This is a genomic window from Algoriphagus hitonicola (assembly GCF_900113375.1).
Classification (GTDB): Bacteria; Bacteroidota; Bacteroidia; order Cytophagales; family Cyclobacteriaceae; genus Algoriphagus; species Algoriphagus hitonicola.
In genome coordinates, this window is sequence record NZ_FOPC01000005.1 from 25518 (window position 1) to 44884 (window position 19367).

Sequence of the window (19367 nt, forward strand, 5' to 3'; positions counted from 1 at the left end):
ATTCGAATTGGTCGAAAAAACGTATCAACTTCAAGAACTGGATGCTGTAGCAGAGGAATTGGTGGCAGCAGCCCAAGAAGAGCGCATTTGGGTTTTTCAGGGGCAAATGGGCGCAGGAAAAACCACCCTGATCAAAGCACTTTGTCGTCAATTTCAGGTCAAGGATGCTGTCAGTAGCCCTACTTTTGGGATAGTGAATCAGTATGAGACTGAAGACCATCAGCTTATTTACCATTTTGATTTTTATCGGATTGTAGATCCGCTAGAAGTATTAGAAATCGGGGTAGAGGAGTATTTTTACAGCGGAAATTATTGCTGGATAGAATGGGCCGAGAATCTCGGCGGATTTATTCCACAGCAATTTTTTCTGATTAAATTGGAAGTTATATCCGCAGACAAAAGAAAGATCACCTACCAACACATCGATTATGCCCACGGAAATAAATGAATTCACCGCAGTAGGTTTGATCCCTAAAGAATCTCCTGCCAAAATCAAAAAAGGAGATAAAACGTTGTTGATTGGTTTGCCCAAAGAGCAATCTTCAGAAGAAAAGCGAATTGTCCTTACCCCGGAGGCGGTGGGTTTGTTGACGAATAATGGACTGAGAGTCATGGTGGAAACCGGAGCGGGCTTACAGACTAAATTCACAGATCAGGATTATTCCGATGCGGGGGCCAAAGTCGTGTACAGTGCCAAAGAAGCCTTAGAAGCAGAAATTGTTCTCAAAGTAGATGCACCAAGCCTCGAGGAGATTGAAATGATGAAGCCGGGTGCTTGCTTGATTTCAGCTTTACAAGTAGGAAGGCAATCCAAGGAGTTTATCGAAGCACTCAATGCAAAAAAAATCACGGCTTTGGCCTATGAATATTTGGAGGACAAAGTAGGTGGGATGCCAGTCGTCCGAGCGATGTCAGAAATTGCGGGAAGTACGGTAATGCTCATTGCTGCCGAATATCTCTCCAGTGTCAATCAAGGAAAGGGGCTGATTTTGGGCGGGGTTACGGGTGTACCTCCTACGCAAGTGGTGATCGTAGGTGCGGGAACAGTTGCCGAATATGCCGCACGTACTGCTTTAGGATTAGGAGCAAATATCAAAGTGTTTGATAATCATATTTATAAACTCAGAAGATTGAAGCAATTGCTCGGGCAGCAGATTTATACATCCACGATTGATAATCTGACCTTGACCCAAGCACTCTCTGAAGCTGATGTGGTGATTGGTGCATTGCGGGCCGAAAAAGGGAGAAATAAAATTGTCATCTCTGAAGAGATGGTAGCCAACATGATGCATGGAAGTATCATCATTGATGTCTCAATCGATCAAGGAGGCTGTATAGAGACTGCTAGGATGACCTCGCATAGCGAGCCTGTCTATCAAGAACATGATATTATCCACTATTGCGTGCCCAACATTGCATCCCGCGTAGCACGGACAGCTTCTTGTTCGTTGAGTAATATTTTTACTCCGATAATTTTACAGATGGCTGATTTGGGAGGAGCTGAGGAAATGATTTTTAATTACCGCTGGTTCTTACGAGCCGTTTATACTTATCGGGGAAGTCTGACCAATGCCTATTTGGCAAAAAGATTCAATTTAAACCACAAAGAATTGCAACTTCTCTTGGCTGCTAGATATTAATTTAAGAAAGTAAATTTTGACGTAGAAGAAACTCGAGCTGATCATTTGCTTTGATCAAGGCTTGAGTTAGACGTTCATTTTCGCGTCTAAGGGTGTAGATTTCGTAGGCATTTTTGATGACAGTACGAAGATAGTCTTCCTCCCAGGGTTTGGTGAGGTAGTGATACACCTGTCCCTTATTGATCGCATCTATCACAGCTTGTATATCCGTGTAGCCAGTCAGAAGTATGCGGATAGGATTGGGATGGATCGGGATTATAGACTCCAAAAACTCCACGCCAGTTTTTTCAGGCATTCGCTGATCGGTAATGATAATATCAATATCTTCCTTGGCAAGAATATCTACCCCCTCTTGAGCTGAAATGGCTAAAAATATCTTGTAGTCTCTTCTGAAAGTAGCCTTGAACGCCTGAAGGTTATTTTCTTCATCATCAACGTACAGAATCTTTATTTTTTCTTCTGATGTGGTTTCCATTAATTTTCAGCAAATAATCTTTTAAAAACTTACACTAAATAATTGTTTTTTTTACTTAAAAACAAACTATTTCTTTTAACAATTATTATTGGCCGTAATGAAAATTTGAACGATTATTGATAAATAATCACTAAAAATATTTGAGTTTATAAATCAAAAACTAACTTTACAAGGCTAATCAGCAAGAGGCGCCCCACCATGATGCTTACATTTCCACAGCTTGATCGTCGAGATCAGGTAAAACCAGTTTTTTTTAACCCAGCTGATGCTGAGGAATATCAAGTTCTTAAAGAGTTGAAAAAGAATCCCTCTGTATTGGTTGTGGACGAAATAGAGAGTCAGGTAGGGGACTTGATCAAGGCAAATAATCCATCTAAAAATTTTGAAAGAAAAGAACTTCAGAAGGAGATAAGTACATTTTTTGAAACTGAAAACAAAGAACGCTTCGGAAATTGGGTCTATTTTCCATGGAAATCTACATTGGTTCATCTTCTGAACCGGGAGGATTTTATCAAGGTGCGTACTTCACGAAACAATTATAAAATCACTCCAGAAGAACAGACTCTTTTGGCTGCCAAAAGAATCGGAATTGTCGGTTTATCTGTCGGTCAAAGTATCGCTTATGCGATTGCTCTTGAGCGGGGCTGTGGGGTGCTGAGATTGGCGGATTTTGATACCTTGGAACTCAGTAACTTGAACCGAATAAATGCCGGAGTGACCAATTTGGGACTGGAAAAGATCGTGATCGCTGCCCGGGAGATCAGCGAGATTGATCCTTATTTGAAGTTAGAACTTTATCGTGATGGGGTGACCGAGGAAAATATAGCAGATTTTTTGACGCAGGATGGCCAGTTGGATCTTTTGGTTGATGAATGTGATAGCTTGGATATTAAAGTTCTGCTTAGGCACAAAGCACAAGCGCTAGGAATCCCTGTGATGATGGAGACGTCAGACCGAGGCATGCTTGATATTGAGCGATTTGACTTGGATCCAAACCGCCCGATATTTCACGGACTTCTGGGAAATATCAATCTTGAATCCCTAAAGGGCTTGTCCAACACTCAAAAAGTAGGAATGGGATTAAAAATCACAGGAACTGATACCCTTTCCCCCCGGATGAAAGCCTCGCTTTTGGAAGTAGGGCAATCGATCAGTAGTTGGCCTCAGTTGGCTTCGGCCGTATATCTCGGAGGGGCGACCGTGGCTCATGTAGGCCGAAAATTGCTTTTGGGAGAGGTCGTCCAATCGGGAAGGTACTATGTGGATCTAGACGAAATTGTAAAAATAGAAACTCTCGCAGAGCCTATTTCTGTCCCAGCACCTCCAGTAGTTGGGAATGATGTGAAAGATAAGATTCCAAAAAATATATTGCCATCAGGATACTTGCTTACTGATGCTGAATTATCGGATTTAGTGACATTTGCCAATTTGGCACCATCCGGTGGTAATATTCAGCCTTGGATTTGGGTCTTTGATCAGAAAGGAGTTTTACACTTGATTCATGATCAAGTGAGAAGCCATTCATTGTTGGATTTTAAAGGGACAGGATCCTTGATTGCATTTGGTGCAGCCCTTGAAAATATCCGCCTTTATGCGGGGAAAAAGGGATTTGAACTTGAGGTAATTACCCATATTGAGGAGTTTGAGCAAGAGTGTATTGCTAGTATTCGTTTTGTTTCCAAACATGTCTCCTCCATAGAAATCCCTTATTCTGACTTAGTAGACGGGGTTAATCTCCGCTGCACGAATAGAAAAAATACGAAAAGGAGCCCATTGGAACCCAGTTTGGTAAGCGATCTTTTGGAAATGGCAACTCAGGAAAACATGATCCTAGAGTCAATCGAATCCAAGGAGGAGCTGGAGAAATTATCCGGTATCATAGGGGGAATGGATCGAATGAGGCTTTTTCATGAGCAGGGACTTAAGGATTTTATCCAAGAGGTAAGGTGGAGTGAAAAAGAGGCCAAAGAAACCGGGGATGGGATTGACATCGCTACGCTGGAGCTATCCGGCACGGAGAGAGCGGCAATGAGTCTCTTGAAAGATCCGAGGACAGTTCGCTTTTTTCGAAAATTTCTGATGGGATATGGACTGACCAAAATCTCGCATGAAACCTTAATGAGTTCGTCAGCTATTTTTCTCTTACAAGCGCGCGATTTCAGTCCCGAAGCCTATTTACAGGCTGGTAGAGTTTTACAACGGGTTTGGATCAAAGCAAACATGCGGGGGATAAGCTTTCAGCCGGTAACGGCTGCGATGTTTATTTTTCATAAATTGGCGATGGACAAAAGGCATGGATTTGGTGAAGAGGAAGAAAGATTGATTCAGCAATACAAAAAAGAATTCAATACCTTGTTCAATAAGAACCTAGATTACAAAGAAATCTTTATGTTTAGGTTAAATATTGCCGGAGAACCCACCGTACGATCATATCGGAGGGATTTGAGTGAAACCCTTATCAAATTAAGTTAATGTTTACTTTCAAAGCATTTAGAGCTGTCGATGAACCAGAAATTTGCGATATGTTTATTGAGGGTCATGCTAACGTGTTGAAAGATTATGGTGTAACCAAAGTAACCTCTTCAAATAATGACTGGAAGTTTAACCCGTATGTGTTTGTGGTTACAGTTCATGAAGATTCTACTGGGAAAGTTGTAAGTGGACTGCGAATTCACATCGCTCACGAAGATTTTCCGCTACCGATGGAAGGTGCCATCGCGCCGGTCGATTCAAAAATTTTTGAATTGGTAAAAGGATATCGAATCAATGGAGGTACTGGCGAAATAGGTGGGTTGTGGAATAGTCGGCTAATTTCAGGATACGGAATTGGGGCAATATTTTTATCAAGAACTTCTTTGGTGATAGCCGAGCAGTTAAATGTCCCATCGCTTTTTGCACTCTGTGCCGAATACACCTTAAAACCAACCTTGCAGAAGGGATTTGAAATAGAAGAAAATATTGGGAATAAAGGCACCTTCTTTTATCCAAAATTGGATTTAGTTGCGACTCTGGCGGTTTTGAAAGATGTCAAGAATCTTCCAGTGGCGCTTCCTGTCGAACGGGATTTTATCCTGGAATTGCGAGAAAATCTTGATTGTTCCCGAATGGAAAATACGCTGAAAGGACCGGTAGAAATCACCTATCAGCTTAAGATTAAAAATCCTGACTGGAGAAAAAATGCCTAAAATGTAGCCGATAAAAAGAGTTTAAATAGGAGATTTAATAGCTTGGACAGTCAGCCAAAATGAGGTTCTCAAAAATGTTTGAGACAGACGAATTGACCTTTAAAAATTTAACTTATTAACATTTACAGATGAAATCTAGCATGACTAAAACGTTGACCAAAAGGCTATTTACTTAAATGCGAAATTTTCACTTAATGGATAGATTTGGGACAGGTTACTCAGGTCTTTGGAGCTGGCTGGTTTTGACTATTGAAAATAAATCATGAACTGATGAAATTAGTAATTCTTTACTTATTAGTTTTTTTAAAGGGCTTTTCGCCCATCCAATTAACGGAGGAGCCTCAAGACCTGAATAGTTATAGTTATCTCATATTGGATAAGGACGAGACCTTGTCTATTGAGGGAGTTTTGGTGAGTAATGATTTTATTGATCTTGAAAATGAGGTAAAGAATTTCGGGATCAACAATGATGTGGTTTGGTTGAAGTATAGTGTTTTAAATAATAGCTCCAGTGAGACCAAGTTTTTTTACATCAACAATCCCTCCTTGGATAGTTTGCAGTTGTATGTGGCGAGTGAAGGGGAAGTTTTAAAGCAATATTCGGGAGGGCGACTGGAGGATTATAATTCTAAACCCATCCCCTCCAAATCTATAATTTTTAAGATCGACTTGCCTCAGGGACAAGTTTCTGATTTATACCTAAGAGTAAAAAGCGTCAATAAAAAAATTATTACCTCAACCATAAGCAACCGAGATTTTGTAGAAGGACTGATCAATAATGAAAATATCTTTTTCGGGATTTTTACAGGAGTGATTTTAGGGCTGTTCTTCTATAATCTATTCTTGTATTTCTCTGTTAAAGATAAACTTTATCTTATTTATGTCATTCACACTGTTCTTGTCTGGTTTGCGCAATCCTCTATTTTAGGATTCACGCAAGAGTTAATTTGGCAAGATTCGGTTTGGTTAAACCTCAGGTCAGGGGTGATTTTCTCTTCTTTGGTAAGTATGGTGGGGATCTGGTTTTTACGGGTATTTCTATCGACTAAATCCTTCATCCCAAAAATCGACAGTGGCTTTTATTACATCTATGGAGTCTATTTCTTTATTCTGATTAATGCTTTTTTCTTTTCTATCACGGTAAGCTATCAGACTTTATTGGTCACCCAATCCATTGTAGTTCTTTATGTCTTGTTTGCCGCTTTTTCTGTACTTAAGCTAGGATATAGACCGGCCCGCTATTATTTGGTGGCCTGGTCAATCTTTATGTTGGGGATTTTCCTATTTGTATTGAGCGAAATGGGCTTGATTCCCACTAATAATCTGACGGCCTACATCATGCCTCTGGGTTCAGCTTTGGAGGTAGTGTTGCTCTCCTTTGCCCTAGCTGATAAAATCAATATCCTCAAAAAGGAAAAAGAATCTGAACAGCTTGAGCGACTACGGGTATTGAAAGAAAATGAATCACTTATCAGGGAGCAAAATACCTTGCTGGAAGATAAGGTAAGGCTGAGAACTGATGAATTGGAGCAGGCATTACGAAATCTCCAAAATACCCAAAGTCAGCTGGTCAGTCAGGAAAAAATGGCCTCACTCGGTCAGTTGACTGCCGGTATTGCGCATGAAATCAATAATCCGATCAACTTTGTGAGCTCTAATATCATGCCGCTCAAACGCGACGTGGCGGATATCATGGAAGTGATTGAGTTTTATAGAAATACTGCTAATAATGAATTTACTCCAGAATCAATTAAGAAAGCCAAACGACTCGAAGAAGATTTAGAATTGGATTATGTCCTCGAGGAGGTGGATCAGCTTCTTAAAGGAATGGAAGAGGGAGCAAAGCGAACCGTAGAAATCGTCAAGGGACTTCGGTTGTTCTCCCGAGTAGACGAGCAGGATATCAAAAAAGTGGATCTGCATGATGGGATCAACAGTACCTTGATTCTTTTGAACAGTTCGATTCCAGGCAAAATCCGAATCGTTCGTGAATTTGGCGAACTTCCCATGGTCGAATGTCTGGCCGGTAAAATCAATCAGGTATTCATGAATATCATCAATAATGCAGTCCATGCATTGAGTGATCACATTGATGAAATTAACGATCCGAAAATCGAGATACGGACCAAATCTCTGGGGGAGGCTGTTGTCGTAGAAATTAATGACAATGGACCGGGTATGCCGGAGCACGTGAGGCAGCGGATTTTCGAACCTTTTTTTACTACTAAGTCCGTAGGAAAGGGGACAGGTTTGGGGCTTTCGATAGTTTATTCTATTATTGAGAATCACAAAGGAACACTGGAGGTGGAAACTGAGGTGGGCAAAGGGACTACTTTTATTATAACGCTACCTATTTATCAAAGCACATCAAAGTATGAATAGCAACATTCATGTGCTCTACATTGACGATGAGGACAACAACCTCAAGTCATTTCGGGCCACGCTGAGAAAAGATTTTAAGATTTTTACTGCTATAGACGCAGAGGAGGGGTTGAAAATAGCTCAAGAAGAGGAAATCCATGTGGTCATTGCAGATCAGCGCATGCCGGGGATGACTGGGACTGAGTTCTTTGAAAAACTTATCGAAATCAATCCCGATCCCATTCGAATTCTATTAACCGGCTATTCGGACATTGCGAGTGTCATCGATGCAATCAACAAAGGCGAAGTGTATCGATTTATTGATAAGCCCTGGAATATCGAGCAAATCAAAAATTCGATAAAAAATGCAGCCGATATCTTTTTTATGCGTCAGGAGCTGAAAGAAAAAAATATTCGACTTCAGAAGCTGCACAGTGAGATGAATCAATTTGTTTACAGCCTTTCTCACGAGTTAAGAGGGCCGTTGATGAGTATATCGGGAGTTTCCAAATTGGCAAAAATGGAGGTGGCAGATCCTCAGATTTTGGAATATTTTGACATGATCGATACGGCTACGACTAAGCTGGATGATTTTATTTATAAAATGCTGGACTTTTATCGATCGACCAAAATCGACCATAAAATCTCCGAAATCAATTTTTCAGATGTGATCAACCAACAGATGGAGGCCTATCAAGCCAAGTTTGATTTGAGTCATTTCCATATCGAGACCCAAGTCAATCAAGAGGTTCCATTTTACTGTGATGATGCCAAAATCCGGGTGATTTTAAATAATTTGTTCAGTAATTCGGTCCAGTTTCAAAAGCATGAACCCGGGGAAAAGCGAATCGCCTTGACAGTGGATGTCAGCGAGAATGAAGCCACAATCCTGCTTGAGGATAATGGAATAGGGATAGAAGATCGACACCATCCCGAAGTGTTTAATTTGTTTATGCGAGCCACCCAAAAAAATGTGGGAACTGGCCTGGGCTTATACATGGTCAAGGAAGCCGTGGAGCAACTTGGTGGCACGATCACCCTAGAATCCATGCTTCACGTCGGCACTACTTTCAGAGTGATCCTTCCCAGTCTTAAATAAGTTTTTAACTGGGGATTTTTACAGGAAAGCGTATCTTTGCAGCCTAACTTTTTATTAACAAAAGCGAAAAATTATGATTAATCCTTGGCATGATGTCCAAATCGGTAAAGATGCCCCAGAAGTCGTCATGGGCGTGGTGGAAATTCCTAAAGGCAGTAAAGGAAAGTACGAGTTGCATAAAAAGACTGGGATGCTTATGCTGGACCGGGTTTTATTCTCCGCAGTGCATTATCCGGCAAATTATGGTTTCATACCACAAACCTTCTGCGAAGACCATGATCCTTTGGATATTTTGATTATTTCACAAATCGATATTCCTTCCATGTGCTTGGTGGAGGCTAAAGTGATCGGCGTGATGCGAATGGTGGACGGTGGTGAAGCTGATGATAAAATCATTGCCGTGGCAGCTGGTGACCAATCGGTCAATTACATCAATGACATCGACGAACTCCCCCCTCACTTGATGAAGGAAGTTCACCGGTTCTTTGAAGACTACAAAAAGCTGGAAAACAAAGAAGTCAAAGTAGAGGACTTTCTTGGAAAAGAAGAGGCGATCCGAATCATCAATGAAAGTATCGCGCTATACGATAAAAACTTCAGAAATCAACGATAATCCAAAAAGCCTGAGTAATCAGGCTTTTTTACTTTTCACCTCTTTTTTGGCTGCCTTTTTCCGAAGATACTTCACCAATTCATAATAGGCTTCATGCTCATGATTGGAGACACGGATGGATTGCTGATCCGAAAAGGCCACAGTCAGCTGTCTAAATTCTTTTTTATTCGCCAAAACCACTTCCTCTTCCCAAGCCAAAATATCAGCGATTGGATAGGCTTTTTGGTATCCCCGCAGCGGGAGTTTGACTATAATCTGATCCCGGCCTGCGGTAACAAACCGAAATCCGGCCAGCATTTTCACCAAAAGCATCAACAGCACCAAGGTGATCAACGAAGCGGCAATAAGGTAAAACCAAAGTCCAAAACTCCCGGTGTAGGCAAAATCTCTCAGAATAAAAATCAGTCCTGCCAATAAAGCGACTACAATCAGTCCTAATGAGAAATAAGTGGACCCTTTGGGTTTAATGACGACCATGTGCGTTTTTGATTTCTTGAAGTTTTGCGAATGCAAAAGTCTCCAAATCCTTGAAAAAAGCGAAGAAAATCACTTGAAATTGAGGTTCGTATTCCAATAAGGCCAAATGAGCCTCCTCCATTTTGGACACAAAGGTGGTCCGTCGGGACATTCCGGTCAGCGATCGTTGGATGCCCTCAATTTCCCCGTAGTGTAGCAGCCAATTGTCTTTTTTCATAAATGAGTACATTTTGGCAAACCGTTCCGGAAATACATCGGAATATCCATCCAGTGCCGTGTAGGTGTCTTCTATGAATTTTGGAAGTGGGGTACTGGAAAAATCCTTCCAATTCTTAATCAGAAAATAATCAAAAAAAACATCTGTGATTACGGTCGAATAATGCCCGAACTTTTTGCGCAGGTACGATTGTCCAGCCTTGACCAAGGGATGGGAATCGGTGAAATAATCAATCTCCCGATGAAGCAGAATCCCCTGCACGATCTCATCTTCGAAATCGTTGATCTGCTTTCCTTTGACAAAATCGGCAATAAAATTCCCCACGAGGATTTTTTCCTGTCCAAAAGATAAAAATGCATGCGCAAGAAAATTCATGATCAGTTTTGCTACAAAAACACAAGGGCTTTTGATTAGTTTCGTTGACAAATTACACATTGATGGATAAAGTCACCGAGGAATTAAAAAAAGGACTGAAACTTTTGAAGCAGGAATGGCAGGAAGACCTGGCCCAATACAAAAAGAAATTTTTAAATACTTCACTGGCAGATAAGAAAAAAGAAGGGATTACCTGGTATCCCATTCAGATCAAAAAAGCAAAAATCGGAATGGGAGAACGGCTTTTGGTCGAAATCGAAAAATTGGACCAAAGTCAGAATTCAGCTTTTCAGTCTGGGAAATCCGTCGCGTTCTTTTCGACTCAAGATGGGTATTCCTCGCAAGATAGCCGGATAAATGGTGTCATCAATCAGGTCAAAAAAGACACGATGATCGTCACGCTGAAGGCTGACGAACTTCCCGATTGGATGGATAGCAGTCGACTTGGTGTGGATTTGCTTTTTGACGAAGCGAGCTACCGTGAGATGGAGTTTGCGCTGAAAAAAGTGATCTCTTCCGAAGATCTTCGACTGAAAGAGCTGAAGGAAATATTGCTTGGAGATCAAAAGCCAACTTTTTCCGAAAAAAGAAGAGAAAAAAGCCCATTGCTCAATGATTCCCAAAATCAAGCCTGCGAAAAAATCGCCAATGCAAAGGATGTAGCAATCATCCATGGACCTCCGGGAACAGGAAAAACTACCACCCTGATTCAGGCCATCACGGAAGCAGTGGAGTACGGATTGTCCATTCTTGTATCCGCCCCGAGCAATGCTGCAGTGGATTTGTTGGTAGAGAAGTTGACCGATGCGGGGATTTCCACACTCAGGCTGGGGCATCCCGCCCGAGTGGAGGAGAAGATTCTCAATCAGACAATGGATGCAAAAACAGCCCATCATGAGTCTTACCGGGATCTAACAAAACTCCGAAAAGAAATCGACCACTACCTGAAACTTGCCAAGCAATACAAGCGGAATTTTGGCCCTGAGGAACGTAGGCAGCGGAAACTTTTATTTGAAGAAGTAGGCAGAATTCGGGAAGCTGCTAAGCATCTCGAAGAATACATTTCCTTTGATATTTTCCAAAAGACCCAGGTCTTTGCCAGTACTTTGGTCGGAGCTTCTTCGCATCATTTAAGAGGAATGACCTTTGATGTCATTTTCATTGATGAAGCGGCACAAGGGTTGGAAGCAGCGACTTGGATCCCGATTTTGAAGGCAAAAAAAGTCGTATTTGCAGGAGATCATTTGCAGCTCCCACCAACGATCAAGTCCTATGAAGCAGCAAAAGAAGGGCTTGCGGTTACCTTGATGGAAAAGGTAATACAGCGAAAGTCCCAAGTGGCAGAATTACTACAGGTGCAATATCGAATGAAAGCCGAAATTATGGGCTTTTCCAATGAATATTTTTATGGGGGAAAATTACAGGCAGCTGAAAATACCGAGCAGCATTTCTTTGAAAATGAGTCGGTTTTGGAGTGGATCGACACCGCTGGCGCAGGATATACAGATCGGCAGGAAGAGGAAGGTCTGAGCACATTTAATCCTGAGGAAGCTTTATTCGCTTGCAAGTATCTGAATGAACTGATCAAGCGAATCGGAATTTCAAAATTCAAAGAAAATGGCTGGACCATCGGTTTGATTGCGCCCTATTCAGCACAGGTTAGGTACTTACGCTCCTTGATTTTCGAAAGCTATGATTTTCCTAATTTGAAAGCCTTTTCGGATTTGATCACGATTGATACCGTGGATGGATTTCAGGGGCAGGAGCGGGATTTGATGTTGATTTCCCTGACTCGGTCCAATGAGCGAGGAGAGATCGGTTTTTTAGCCGATGAGCGCCGGATGAATGTGGCCCTGACCCGTGCCAAGCGCAAGCTGGTCCTGATCGGAGATAGCAGCACCTTGGCTAGCAACTCCTTCTTTGATTCTTTACTGGGTTATTTTGAGGAAAAGGGAGGGTATAGGAGTGTTTGGGAGTTTATTGTGGATTGAAGATTTTAAGATTGAAAATCTTCCGATTTTAAAACTTAATTCCTAGATATCTTTTCCTGCTGATAGACTAAATTGAGTAGGCTAAGTACTTCTCCAAAAGCCTCCGCGGATTTCATTTGCTCATCCGAAACAGTCTTTCCCAATAGTCGACAAAGCAAGAGTCCATAGACTCCATTCAGGCAGATTTGAATTTCATTCCCGAGGTCTTTTCCTTCAGCTTCCATCACAGCTTGGAGGATGTAGGGTTTAGCTTTTTGATAGCTTTCAAAATAGGTTTTGTCCGTTTTTAAGAGCTGCCAGTGGATTTGGGAGAGTTCGTTGACTAGTTTTTGAGTTTCCTCCAGATGCCCTTTTTTCAGTATCCCTTCCTTTTCCATTTGATTTCTAAAGTCTCGGTACCAATGAAAAATTACTTCTTTTTCTTGATCCGAAACCGGAAAGTGTGCGACCACATATTGCTTAATTTCTTCCAGATTTCCTTGAAAAGATCGGATGAGATCCTCCTGCTGATAGAGATAAATAATGTATTCGGCGATATTTTGGGATTTTTTGCTTTCGGCAACTGACTTCATGATTACCTGAGATTTTGAAACAAAGTTAAGAAATGCAGAAAGATAGTTTTGCTGGGGGGTAAAAGACAAGGCTTCTTCAAGATAGTTTGCAAAGCAAATCAGATCATCTTACCACCATTTTGCTGTTCTGCTATTTCCCCTAGTTTCAAGGAATATTCTCCTTCTTTTTCCCTATTTTTGCGCCACAAATGCTTATGAAAAACATTAGAAATTTCTGTATCATCGCCCATATTGATCATGGGAAGAGTACATTGGCGGATAGATTGTTGCAGGAGACCCATACGGTCGCAGATCGGGATATGCAGGATCAATTGTTGGATAATATGGACTTGGAGCGTGAGCGAGGCATCACTATCAAGTCTCATGCGATCCAGATGAAATACATGCATGAAGGGGAAGAATACACGCTCAACCTGATTGATACTCCCGGACACGTGGATTTTTCCTATGAAGTGTCCAGATCCATTGCCGCTTGTGAAGGCGCACTTTTGATTGTCGATGCTTCACAGGGTATTGAAGCTCAGACGATTTCCAATCTTTATCTGGCTTTGGGACATGATTTGGAGATCATTCCCGTTTTGAATAAAATTGACCTGCCCGGAGCAGATCCGGAGTCGGTAGCCGATGAAGTGATTGATTTGATCGGTTGCGACCGAGAAGATATCATTTTGGCTTCCGGGAAAACAGGAATCGGAATTGACGATATTTTAAAAGCAGTCGTGACTCGTATCCCTGCTCCGACAGGAGATCCTGATGCTCCGCTTCAGGCGATGATTTTTGACTCGGTTTACAACCCGTTCAGAGGTGTGGAGGTGATTTTTCGGATTTTCAACGGAACCTTCAGCAAAGGAGATAAAATTAAATTCGTCAATACTGGGCGGGAATACGAAGCTGATGAGATTGGGATTTTAGGTTTGAACCAGATTCCCCAGCAAACTATGGCTGCAGGTAATGTAGGCTACCTGATTTCCGGGGTGAAAGTCGCCAAAGAAATCAAAGTTGGGGATACCATCACACATATCAAGCGTCCCTGCGAAAAAGCCATTCAGGGATTTGAAAACGTGAAACCGATGGTTTTTGCGGGGATTTATCCGGTGGATACCACGGATTATGAAGAGTTGAGAGCTTCCATGGAAAAGCTTCAGCTCAATGATGCTTCCTTGGTTTGGGAACCCGAAACTTCCGCGGCCTTAGGCTTCGGTTTTCGTTGCGGATTTTTGGGAATGCTTCACATGGAGATTATTCAGGAGCGACTGGAGCGGGAGTTTGACATGACGGTGATCACGACGGTGCCTTCGGTGCAGTTTAGAGCTCTCATGACCAATGATACTTACCAAGTAATCAACGCTCCTTCAGACATGCCCGATCCTACAAAATTTAAGCATATCGAAGAACCTTATGTCAAAGCTTCCATCATTACCGCTTCAGAATATGTCGGTCCCGTCATTCAGCTTTGCATGGATAAGCGAGGTCAGATCAAAAATCAGGTTTACCTGACCGCTGAGCGGGTTGAATTGCAATTTGATATGCCTTTGGCAGAGATCGTATTTGATTTCTTCGATAAGCTGAAGACCATTTCCCGGGGATATGCTTCATTGGATTACGAGTTGAAAGGCTATCAGCCTTCGCACATGGTTCGGCTCGATGTCATGCTCAACGGAGAGGCTGTGGATGCGCTATCAGCGATTGTTCACCGGGACAAAGCCTACGAATGGGGCAAGAGGCTTTGTGAAAAGCTAAAAGAACTCGTGCCTCGTCAGATGTTCGAGATCGCGATTCAGGCGGCCATTGGTACTAAAATCATTGCCCGGGAAACGGTGAAAGCGCTTCGTAAAAACGTCTTGGCAAAGTGCTATGGAGGTGATATTTCCCGTAAACGTAAGCTTCTTGAAAAGCAGAAAAAAGGTAAAAAACGCATGAGACAAGTCGGAAACGTCGAGGTTCCTCAGGAGGCGTTTATGGCGGTTTTGAAATTGGACTAATGGATTTACGAATTATGATTTTCGATTTACGACCTTAAATCGGATATCATGCGTGTAATTCAGAAACTAACCTTTAGTATTTGGTAATTCGATTTTGCTTCAAATTTCGTGTTAAGATCTAAATTATTTTAGGAGTGAATTAAAATAATGGATGCATGAATAAATACCAGATGCAACATAGGACAAAGCCGTTTGCAATCGATGTTTGGTACTTATGTCAAAAGCTCCCTTATTCGCGAGAGTTTAACAGCATTGCAGGACAATTAATTCGTGCTTCTACCTCGGTAGCTGCCAATTATAGGGCTGCTTGTAGAGCTAAATCAACTCCTGATTTTATCAATAAATTGAAAATTGTAGAGGAAGAAGCAGATGAAAGTCAGTTTTTTCTAGAATTTACACTTTAAGTCCAGCTTGACGGTAAGTTAAGCTCAGAACTGACTAGACTCATCAAGGAGGCTGATGAAATCCTTTCAATAGTGGTTTCCAGCATTAAAACTCCCAGAGGGCTTTAACTACCAAGTGATAATGTGCGTAAATCGTAAATCAAAAATCGTAATTTTAAAAGTAAGCTCAAAAAATAGAAATGATATTAGTTGACGGTAAAAAAACATCCCAAGACATAAAAAATGAAATCGCGGCACGAGTGGCTGAGATCAAAACAGAAGGAGGAAAAACTCCTCATTTGGCGGCAATCTTGGTTGGAAATGACGGAGCAAGTCAAACTTACGTGGGAGCCAAAGTCAAAGCCTGTCATGAAATTGGTTTTGAATCTACTTTGGTGAGATTGGAGGAGACTGTATCGGAGGAAGAACTGCTCAAAGTAGTGGATGATATCAATCAAAATCCGGACATTGACGGGTTAATCGTACAGTTGCCCTTGCCAAGGCATATTTCTGTCGAAAAGGTGACCAATAAAATTAAGCCTGAAAAAGATGTGGATGGTTTTACTCCAGCTAACGTGGGAAGAATGACCTTAAATTGGCCGGCTTATGTGGCTGCCACGCCGTATGGGATCGTGGAGTTGCTGAAACGCTATGAAATCGAAACTTCCGGCAAGCACTGTGTAGTGATCGGAAGAAGCCATATTGTAGGTAGCCCGATGAGTATTTTGATGGCCCGAAATGGGAATCCCGGCAATGCCACAGTTACGCTTACCCATAGCCGAACCCAAAATCTAAAGGAGATTACCAAAACCGCCGATATTTTGATCGTAGCGATCGGAAAGCCTGAATTTGTCACCGCCGATATGGTCAAAGAAGGAGCGGTAGTGATCGATGTGGGAATTCACCGAGTTGAGGATTCCAGTAAGAAATCGGGATTTCGATTGATCGGAGATGTAAAATTTGATGAGGTTTCCCAAAAAGCTTCAGCGATTACCCCTGTTCCAGGTGGAGTGGGGCCGATGACTATCGCCTCTTTGCTATACAATACCCTACAGGCTGCAGAGAAGAAAATTTATCAATAAGCGATAAAATTTATCAAAAAAGCCAGATTCGGGTTTGTTTCGAACGTTCTGACTTTCTACTTTTGCAGACCCTTATCCGCGCACGTGGTGAAACTGGTAGACACGCCAGCTTGAGGGGCTGGTGCTTTAAGTAGTGTGGAGGTTCGAATCCTCTCGTGCGCACAAAGCCTTTCCAATTTTTTGGAGAGGCTTTTTTGATTAATGGTGTTTAAGGATTTGGATTTTTGTTTACTTTTCGACTCTTAACATCTCTTCTATGAAAAAGAATTTATTGCTCTTCACTCTTTCGATTTTATTCGCCACTACTTCGCTTATCGCCCAAGAAGCACAATTTCCAATTGTCAAAGGACATGGCGGTATTTATGAAGTTACCGACGCAACCGAACGGCCTGATCCCAGTTTGGAATATAAAATTTTGGTGGATTTGATCTCCGGTGCTGATAATCCGGCACAAATCAATCGATACGTAGATAATGTCGCCCGTCTGATGAACCTACATGGCCTGGCAGGTGTGCCCAAAGACCGACTTCACGTCAAAGTAGTAGTTCATGGAGGAGCAGTTTTCAGTATTTTAAACAATGAAAAATATCAAGAACGCTTTAAGACGGACAATCCTAACCTTGAAGTGCTCGATGCTTTAAGGGAAGGTGGAGCAGAGATCATGGTTTGTGGGCAGTCTTTGGTGGCAAGAGGATTTACAAAAGAGGATCTTTGGCCTGATATTATTGTGGCACACTCGATGTTGACCACCGCTACCACCTATGTGCCTCAGGGCTATGTTATGCTTCGCTTTTAAGCAGTTGGACCTCAAAGATTAAAGACTAAAATTCTGGTTTAAGTTTGATGGAATTTTATTGGAACTTTTTGCAGGGATTATCTTTTTATTAAGCTTAAATTTGAACTCTCAAATATAAACCCAGAAAGGTTCTCCAATGAGTGACGCCATCAAACACGAATGCGGCATAGCCATGGTTCGGCTCCGAAAATCACCCCAATATTATATCGATAAATATGGGACGCCGGCCTACGCTTCCAATCGCATGTACATCTTGATGCAAAAGCAAATCAATCGCGGGCAGGATGGGGCAGGTGTGGCCAATATTAAAATTAATACAAAGCCCGGTACCCGATACATCAGTAGGTATCGATCTATTGAGCCCTCTGCTGTCAATTTTATTTTTGACAAAATCAACAAGAAGTACAAAAAGGCAAAAAAAATGGGCGGAGAAGAGGCCCTTAATGATGCCGACTGGCTCAAAGAAAATATTGCGTTCTCAGGAGAGGTTTGGCTGGGACATCTTCGCTATGGCACCCACGGAGAAAACAGCATTGAGACATGCCATCCTTTTTTGAAGCAAAATAACTGGCGAAGCCGAAATTTGGTAATGGCTGGAAACTTCAACATGACCAATGTCGAGGATCTGTTCAGTAAGCTGGTTGAGCTAGGTCAGCATCCCAAAGAGAAAACAGATACGGTCACTGTAATGGAAAAAATCGGCCACTTTTTGGATGAAGAAAATCAACGAATTTTTGATAAGTACAAGCATCAATACTCCAATGAAGAAATCACCCATTTCATCGAAGATGAGCTGGATGTAGCTAGAATCTTAAGGCGGTCCTGTCGGGATTTTGATGGGGGATATGCGATGGCTGGATTGATCGGAAATGGCTCCTCTTTTGTGGTTCGAGATCCTTCGGGGATTCGGCCTGCCTATTATTATGCTGATGATGAGGTCATTGTAGTCGCTTCCGAAAAGCCTGCAATCAAATCGGCATTTGATATCGATTTTAAGGCGATCAAAGAAATCAAGCCTGGACATGCCTTGGTGATCAATAAAGACGGTTCCTACGCCGAATCCGAGGTGATGCCATCTCGTGAAAAGAAATCCTGCAGTTTTGAGCGGATTTATTTTTCCAGAGGAACGGATCCGGATATTTATCAGGAGCGGAAAAATTTAGGGAAAGCTTTGATCCCTCAGATCCTCAAAGCCATTGATTTTGATCTAAAAAACACCGTCTTTTCTTACATACCCAATACTGCCGAAACTGCCTTTTTGGGTTTGATCGAAGGATTGGATGAATACTTGGTAGCGAAACGAAAAGAAGTTTTGCTGGATGGGAAACCCCATGTTGGTGATTTAGATGAATTGCTCAGTTTCCGGCCAAGAGTGGAGAAACTGGTCAGCAAGGATGTCAAACTGAGAACCTTTATCACCAATGATGACGATCGAGACATGATGGTTTCGAGTGTTTACGATACCACTTTTGAAGTGGTCCGTCAGGGAGTCGATACTTTAGTAGTGATAGATGATAGTATTGTGAGAGGTACGACCTTGGAAAAAAGTATCTTGACCACTTTGGATAAGTTAAATCCCAAGCGAATCGTCATCGTTTCCTCCGCGCCGCAGATTCGTTTCCCGGATTGTTATGGTATTGACATGTCCCGGATGAAAGAATTCATCGCTTTCCGTGCTGCTTTAGCTTTGCTCAAAGAGCGAAAAATGGAAAATATTCTGGATGAAGTTTACGATATGGCAATCTCTAACCCGATGTCAGAAGAAAACTTTATCAAGCGGGTATATGCACCATTCACTGACGATGAAATATCCGATAAAATCGCGGAAATTGTCACGGCTCCCGAGCTGAATGCTGAGGTTTGTGTCATCTATCAAACTGTAGAAAATCTGCATAAATGCATCCCAAATCATTTGGGAGACTGGTACTTTACAGGAGACTACCCTACAAGTGGCGGGACTCAGGTGGTTAACCGGGCTTTTGTCAACTTTATGCAAGGAAAGACTGTCAGAGCATATTAATTTTCAATAGATTTTATCAAAGGCGCTGGGTGCAAAACCTAGCGCCTTTTGTGATTTAGAACAGGACGCTTAGGGATAAAAATCGTATTTTGCCCTTCT

At 42.0% G+C, this 19367-nt stretch carries 17 protein-coding genes and 1 tRNA gene; 14 read left to right on the forward strand and 4 right to left on the reverse strand.

The window, feature by feature from the left end:
- Positions 1-7: 7 nt before the first annotated feature.
- Positions 8-448 carry a tRNA (adenosine(37)-N6)-threonylcarbamoyltransferase complex ATPase subunit type 1 TsaE gene (gene tsaE / locus BM043_RS08010; protein ID WP_092790558.1) on the forward strand — a complete coding sequence of 147 codons (441 nt, stop codon included), beginning with the start codon at positions 8-10 and terminating at the stop codon, positions 446-448.
- On the forward strand, positions 429-1640 hold the full coding sequence (locus tag BM043_RS08015) for an alanine dehydrogenase (protein ID WP_092790560.1): 1212 nt from the start codon (positions 429-431) through the stop codon (positions 1638-1640). Before tsaE ends, BM043_RS08015 begins: the two co-directional genes overlap by 20 nt.
- Position 1641: 1 nt before the next feature.
- On the opposite strand, the gene BM043_RS08020 is transcribed toward BM043_RS08015, so the two are convergent.
- Complete coding sequence (locus BM043_RS08020; protein ID WP_092790562.1) at positions 1642-2115, reverse strand: response regulator; 474 nt, start codon at positions 2113-2115, stop codon at positions 1642-1644.
- 198 nt (positions 2116-2313) lie between these two features.
- On the opposite strand from BM043_RS08020, the gene BM043_RS08025 reads away from it, so the two are divergent.
- From BM043_RS08025 to BM043_RS08045, 5 genes are all read left to right on the forward strand, one after another.
- A complete protein-coding gene (locus BM043_RS08025) occupies positions 2314-4587 on the forward strand; it encodes an Rv1355c family protein (RefSeq protein ID WP_143189495.1) in 2274 nt (757 codons plus the stop codon).
- On the forward strand, positions 4587-5300 hold the full coding sequence (locus BM043_RS08030) for a hypothetical protein (RefSeq protein WP_092790564.1): 714 nt from the start codon (positions 4587-4589) through the stop codon (positions 5298-5300). The genes BM043_RS08025 and BM043_RS08030 overlap by 1 nt, the downstream gene beginning before the upstream one ends.
- 270 nt (positions 5301-5570) lie before the next feature.
- Complete coding sequence (locus BM043_RS08035) at positions 5571-7682, forward strand: sensor histidine kinase (protein ID WP_092790566.1); 2112 nt, start codon at positions 5571-5573, stop codon at positions 7680-7682.
- The gene (locus tag BM043_RS08040; protein ID WP_092790567.1) at positions 7675-8760 is read left to right on the forward strand and encodes a hybrid sensor histidine kinase/response regulator; all 1086 of its coding nucleotides are present in this window, start codon (positions 7675-7677) and stop codon (positions 8758-8760) included. The genes BM043_RS08035 and BM043_RS08040 overlap by 8 nt, the downstream gene beginning before the upstream one ends.
- A 73-nt stretch (positions 8761-8833) precedes the next feature.
- Positions 8834-9373 carry an inorganic diphosphatase gene (locus tag BM043_RS08045; RefSeq protein WP_092790569.1) on the forward strand — a complete coding sequence of 180 codons (540 nt, stop codon included), beginning with the start codon at positions 8834-8836 and terminating at the stop codon, positions 9371-9373.
- Between the two features lie 18 nt (positions 9374-9391).
- Here BM043_RS08045 and BM043_RS08050 read toward each other — a convergent pair whose 3' ends face one another.
- Positions 9392-9850 carry a hypothetical protein gene (locus tag BM043_RS08050; protein WP_092790571.1) on the reverse strand — a complete coding sequence of 153 codons (459 nt, stop codon included), beginning with the start codon at positions 9848-9850 and terminating at the stop codon, positions 9392-9394.
- On the reverse strand, positions 9837-10442 hold the full coding sequence (locus BM043_RS08055; RefSeq protein ID WP_092790963.1) for an acyl carrier protein phosphodiesterase: 606 nt from the start codon (positions 10440-10442) through the stop codon (positions 9837-9839). The genes BM043_RS08050 and BM043_RS08055 overlap by 14 nt, the downstream gene beginning before the upstream one ends.
- A 62-nt stretch (positions 10443-10504) precedes the next feature.
- On the opposite strand from BM043_RS08055, the gene BM043_RS08060 reads away from it, so the two are divergent.
- Positions 10505-12433: an AAA domain-containing protein gene (locus tag BM043_RS08060; RefSeq protein WP_092790573.1), complete on the forward strand. Its 1929-nt coding sequence runs from the start codon at positions 10505-10507 to the stop codon at positions 12431-12433.
- Between the two features lie 35 nt (positions 12434-12468).
- On the opposite strand, the gene BM043_RS08065 is transcribed toward BM043_RS08060, so the two are convergent.
- The gene (locus tag BM043_RS08065) at positions 12469-13005 is read right to left on the reverse strand and encodes a DUF4924 family protein (protein WP_092790965.1); all 537 of its coding nucleotides are present in this window, start codon (positions 13003-13005) and stop codon (positions 12469-12471) included.
- A gap of 194 nt (positions 13006-13199) precedes the next feature.
- Here BM043_RS08065 and lepA point away from each other — a divergent pair, with 194 nt between their 5' ends.
- From lepA to BM043_RS08095, 6 genes are all read left to right on the forward strand, one after another.
- Complete coding sequence (gene lepA, locus BM043_RS08070; protein ID WP_245752989.1) at positions 13200-14987, forward strand: translation elongation factor 4; 1788 nt, start codon at positions 13200-13202, stop codon at positions 14985-14987.
- Between the two features lie 155 nt (positions 14988-15142).
- Positions 15143-15391: a four helix bundle protein gene (locus BM043_RS08075; RefSeq protein ID WP_245752990.1), complete on the forward strand. Its 249-nt coding sequence runs from the start codon at positions 15143-15145 to the stop codon at positions 15389-15391.
- Between the two features lie 179 nt (positions 15392-15570).
- Complete coding sequence (gene folD, locus BM043_RS08080) at positions 15571-16452, forward strand: bifunctional methylenetetrahydrofolate dehydrogenase/methenyltetrahydrofolate cyclohydrolase FolD (protein ID WP_092790577.1); 882 nt, start codon at positions 15571-15573, stop codon at positions 16450-16452.
- Between the two features lie 78 nt (positions 16453-16530).
- A tRNA-Leu gene (locus BM043_RS08085) sits at positions 16531-16614 on the forward strand.
- Positions 16615-16708: 94 nt separating this feature from the next.
- Positions 16709-17248, forward strand: a complete 540-nt coding sequence (locus BM043_RS08090) for a DsrE family protein (RefSeq protein WP_092790578.1) — start codon at positions 16709-16711, stop codon at positions 17246-17248.
- Positions 17249-17384: 136 nt separating this feature from the next.
- Positions 17385-19268: an amidophosphoribosyltransferase gene (locus BM043_RS08095; RefSeq protein ID WP_092790580.1), complete on the forward strand. Its 1884-nt coding sequence runs from the start codon at positions 17385-17387 to the stop codon at positions 19266-19268.
- The last annotated feature ends 99 nt before the right edge of the window (positions 19269-19367 follow it).

Excerpts from the sequence above, each read along its gene's own strand:
- folD (WP_092790577.1), top strand. The coding sequence starts at position 15,571 with ATGATATTAGTTGACGGTAAAAAAACATCCCAAGACATAAAAAATGAA.
- BM043_RS08095 (WP_092790580.1), top strand. The coding sequence starts at position 17,385 with ATGAGTGACGCCATCAAACACGAATGCGGCATAGCCATGGTTCGGCTC.
- lepA (WP_245752989.1), top strand. The coding sequence starts at position 13,200 with ATGAAAAACATTAGAAATTTCTGTATCATCGCCCATATTGATCATGGG.
- BM043_RS08040 (WP_092790567.1), top strand. The coding sequence starts at position 7,675 with ATGAATAGCAACATTCATGTGCTCTACATTGACGATGAGGACAACAAC.
- BM043_RS08030 (WP_092790564.1), top strand. The coding sequence starts at position 4,587 with ATGTTTACTTTCAAAGCATTTAGAGCTGTCGATGAACCAGAAATTTGC.
- BM043_RS08020 (WP_092790562.1), bottom strand. The coding sequence starts at position 2,115 with ATGGAAACCACATCAGAAGAAAAAATAAAGATTCTGTACGTTGATGAT.
- BM043_RS08090 (WP_092790578.1), top strand. The coding sequence starts at position 16,709 with ATGAAAAAGAATTTATTGCTCTTCACTCTTTCGATTTTATTCGCCACT.
- BM043_RS08025 (WP_143189495.1), top strand. The coding sequence starts at position 2,314 with ATGATGCTTACATTTCCACAGCTTGATCGTCGAGATCAGGTAAAACCA.
- BM043_RS08050 (WP_092790571.1), bottom strand. The coding sequence starts at position 9,850 with ATGGTCGTCATTAAACCCAAAGGGTCCACTTATTTCTCATTAGGACTG.
- BM043_RS08035 (WP_092790566.1), top strand. The coding sequence starts at position 5,571 with ATGAAATTAGTAATTCTTTACTTATTAGTTTTTTTAAAGGGCTTTTCG.
- BM043_RS08055 (WP_092790963.1), bottom strand. The coding sequence starts at position 10,442 with ATGAATTTTCTTGCGCATGCATTTTTATCTTTTGGACAGGAAAAAATC.
- BM043_RS08065 (WP_092790965.1), bottom strand. The coding sequence starts at position 13,005 with ATGAAGTCAGTTGCCGAAAGCAAAAAATCCCAAAATATCGCCGAATAC.
- BM043_RS08015 (WP_092790560.1), top strand. The coding sequence starts at position 429 with ATGCCCACGGAAATAAATGAATTCACCGCAGTAGGTTTGATCCCTAAA.
- BM043_RS08075 (WP_245752990.1), top strand. The coding sequence starts at position 15,143 with ATGAATAAATACCAGATGCAACATAGGACAAAGCCGTTTGCAATCGAT.
- BM043_RS08045 (WP_092790569.1), top strand. The coding sequence starts at position 8,834 with ATGATTAATCCTTGGCATGATGTCCAAATCGGTAAAGATGCCCCAGAA.
- BM043_RS08060 (WP_092790573.1), top strand. The coding sequence starts at position 10,505 with ATGGATAAAGTCACCGAGGAATTAAAAAAAGGACTGAAACTTTTGAAG.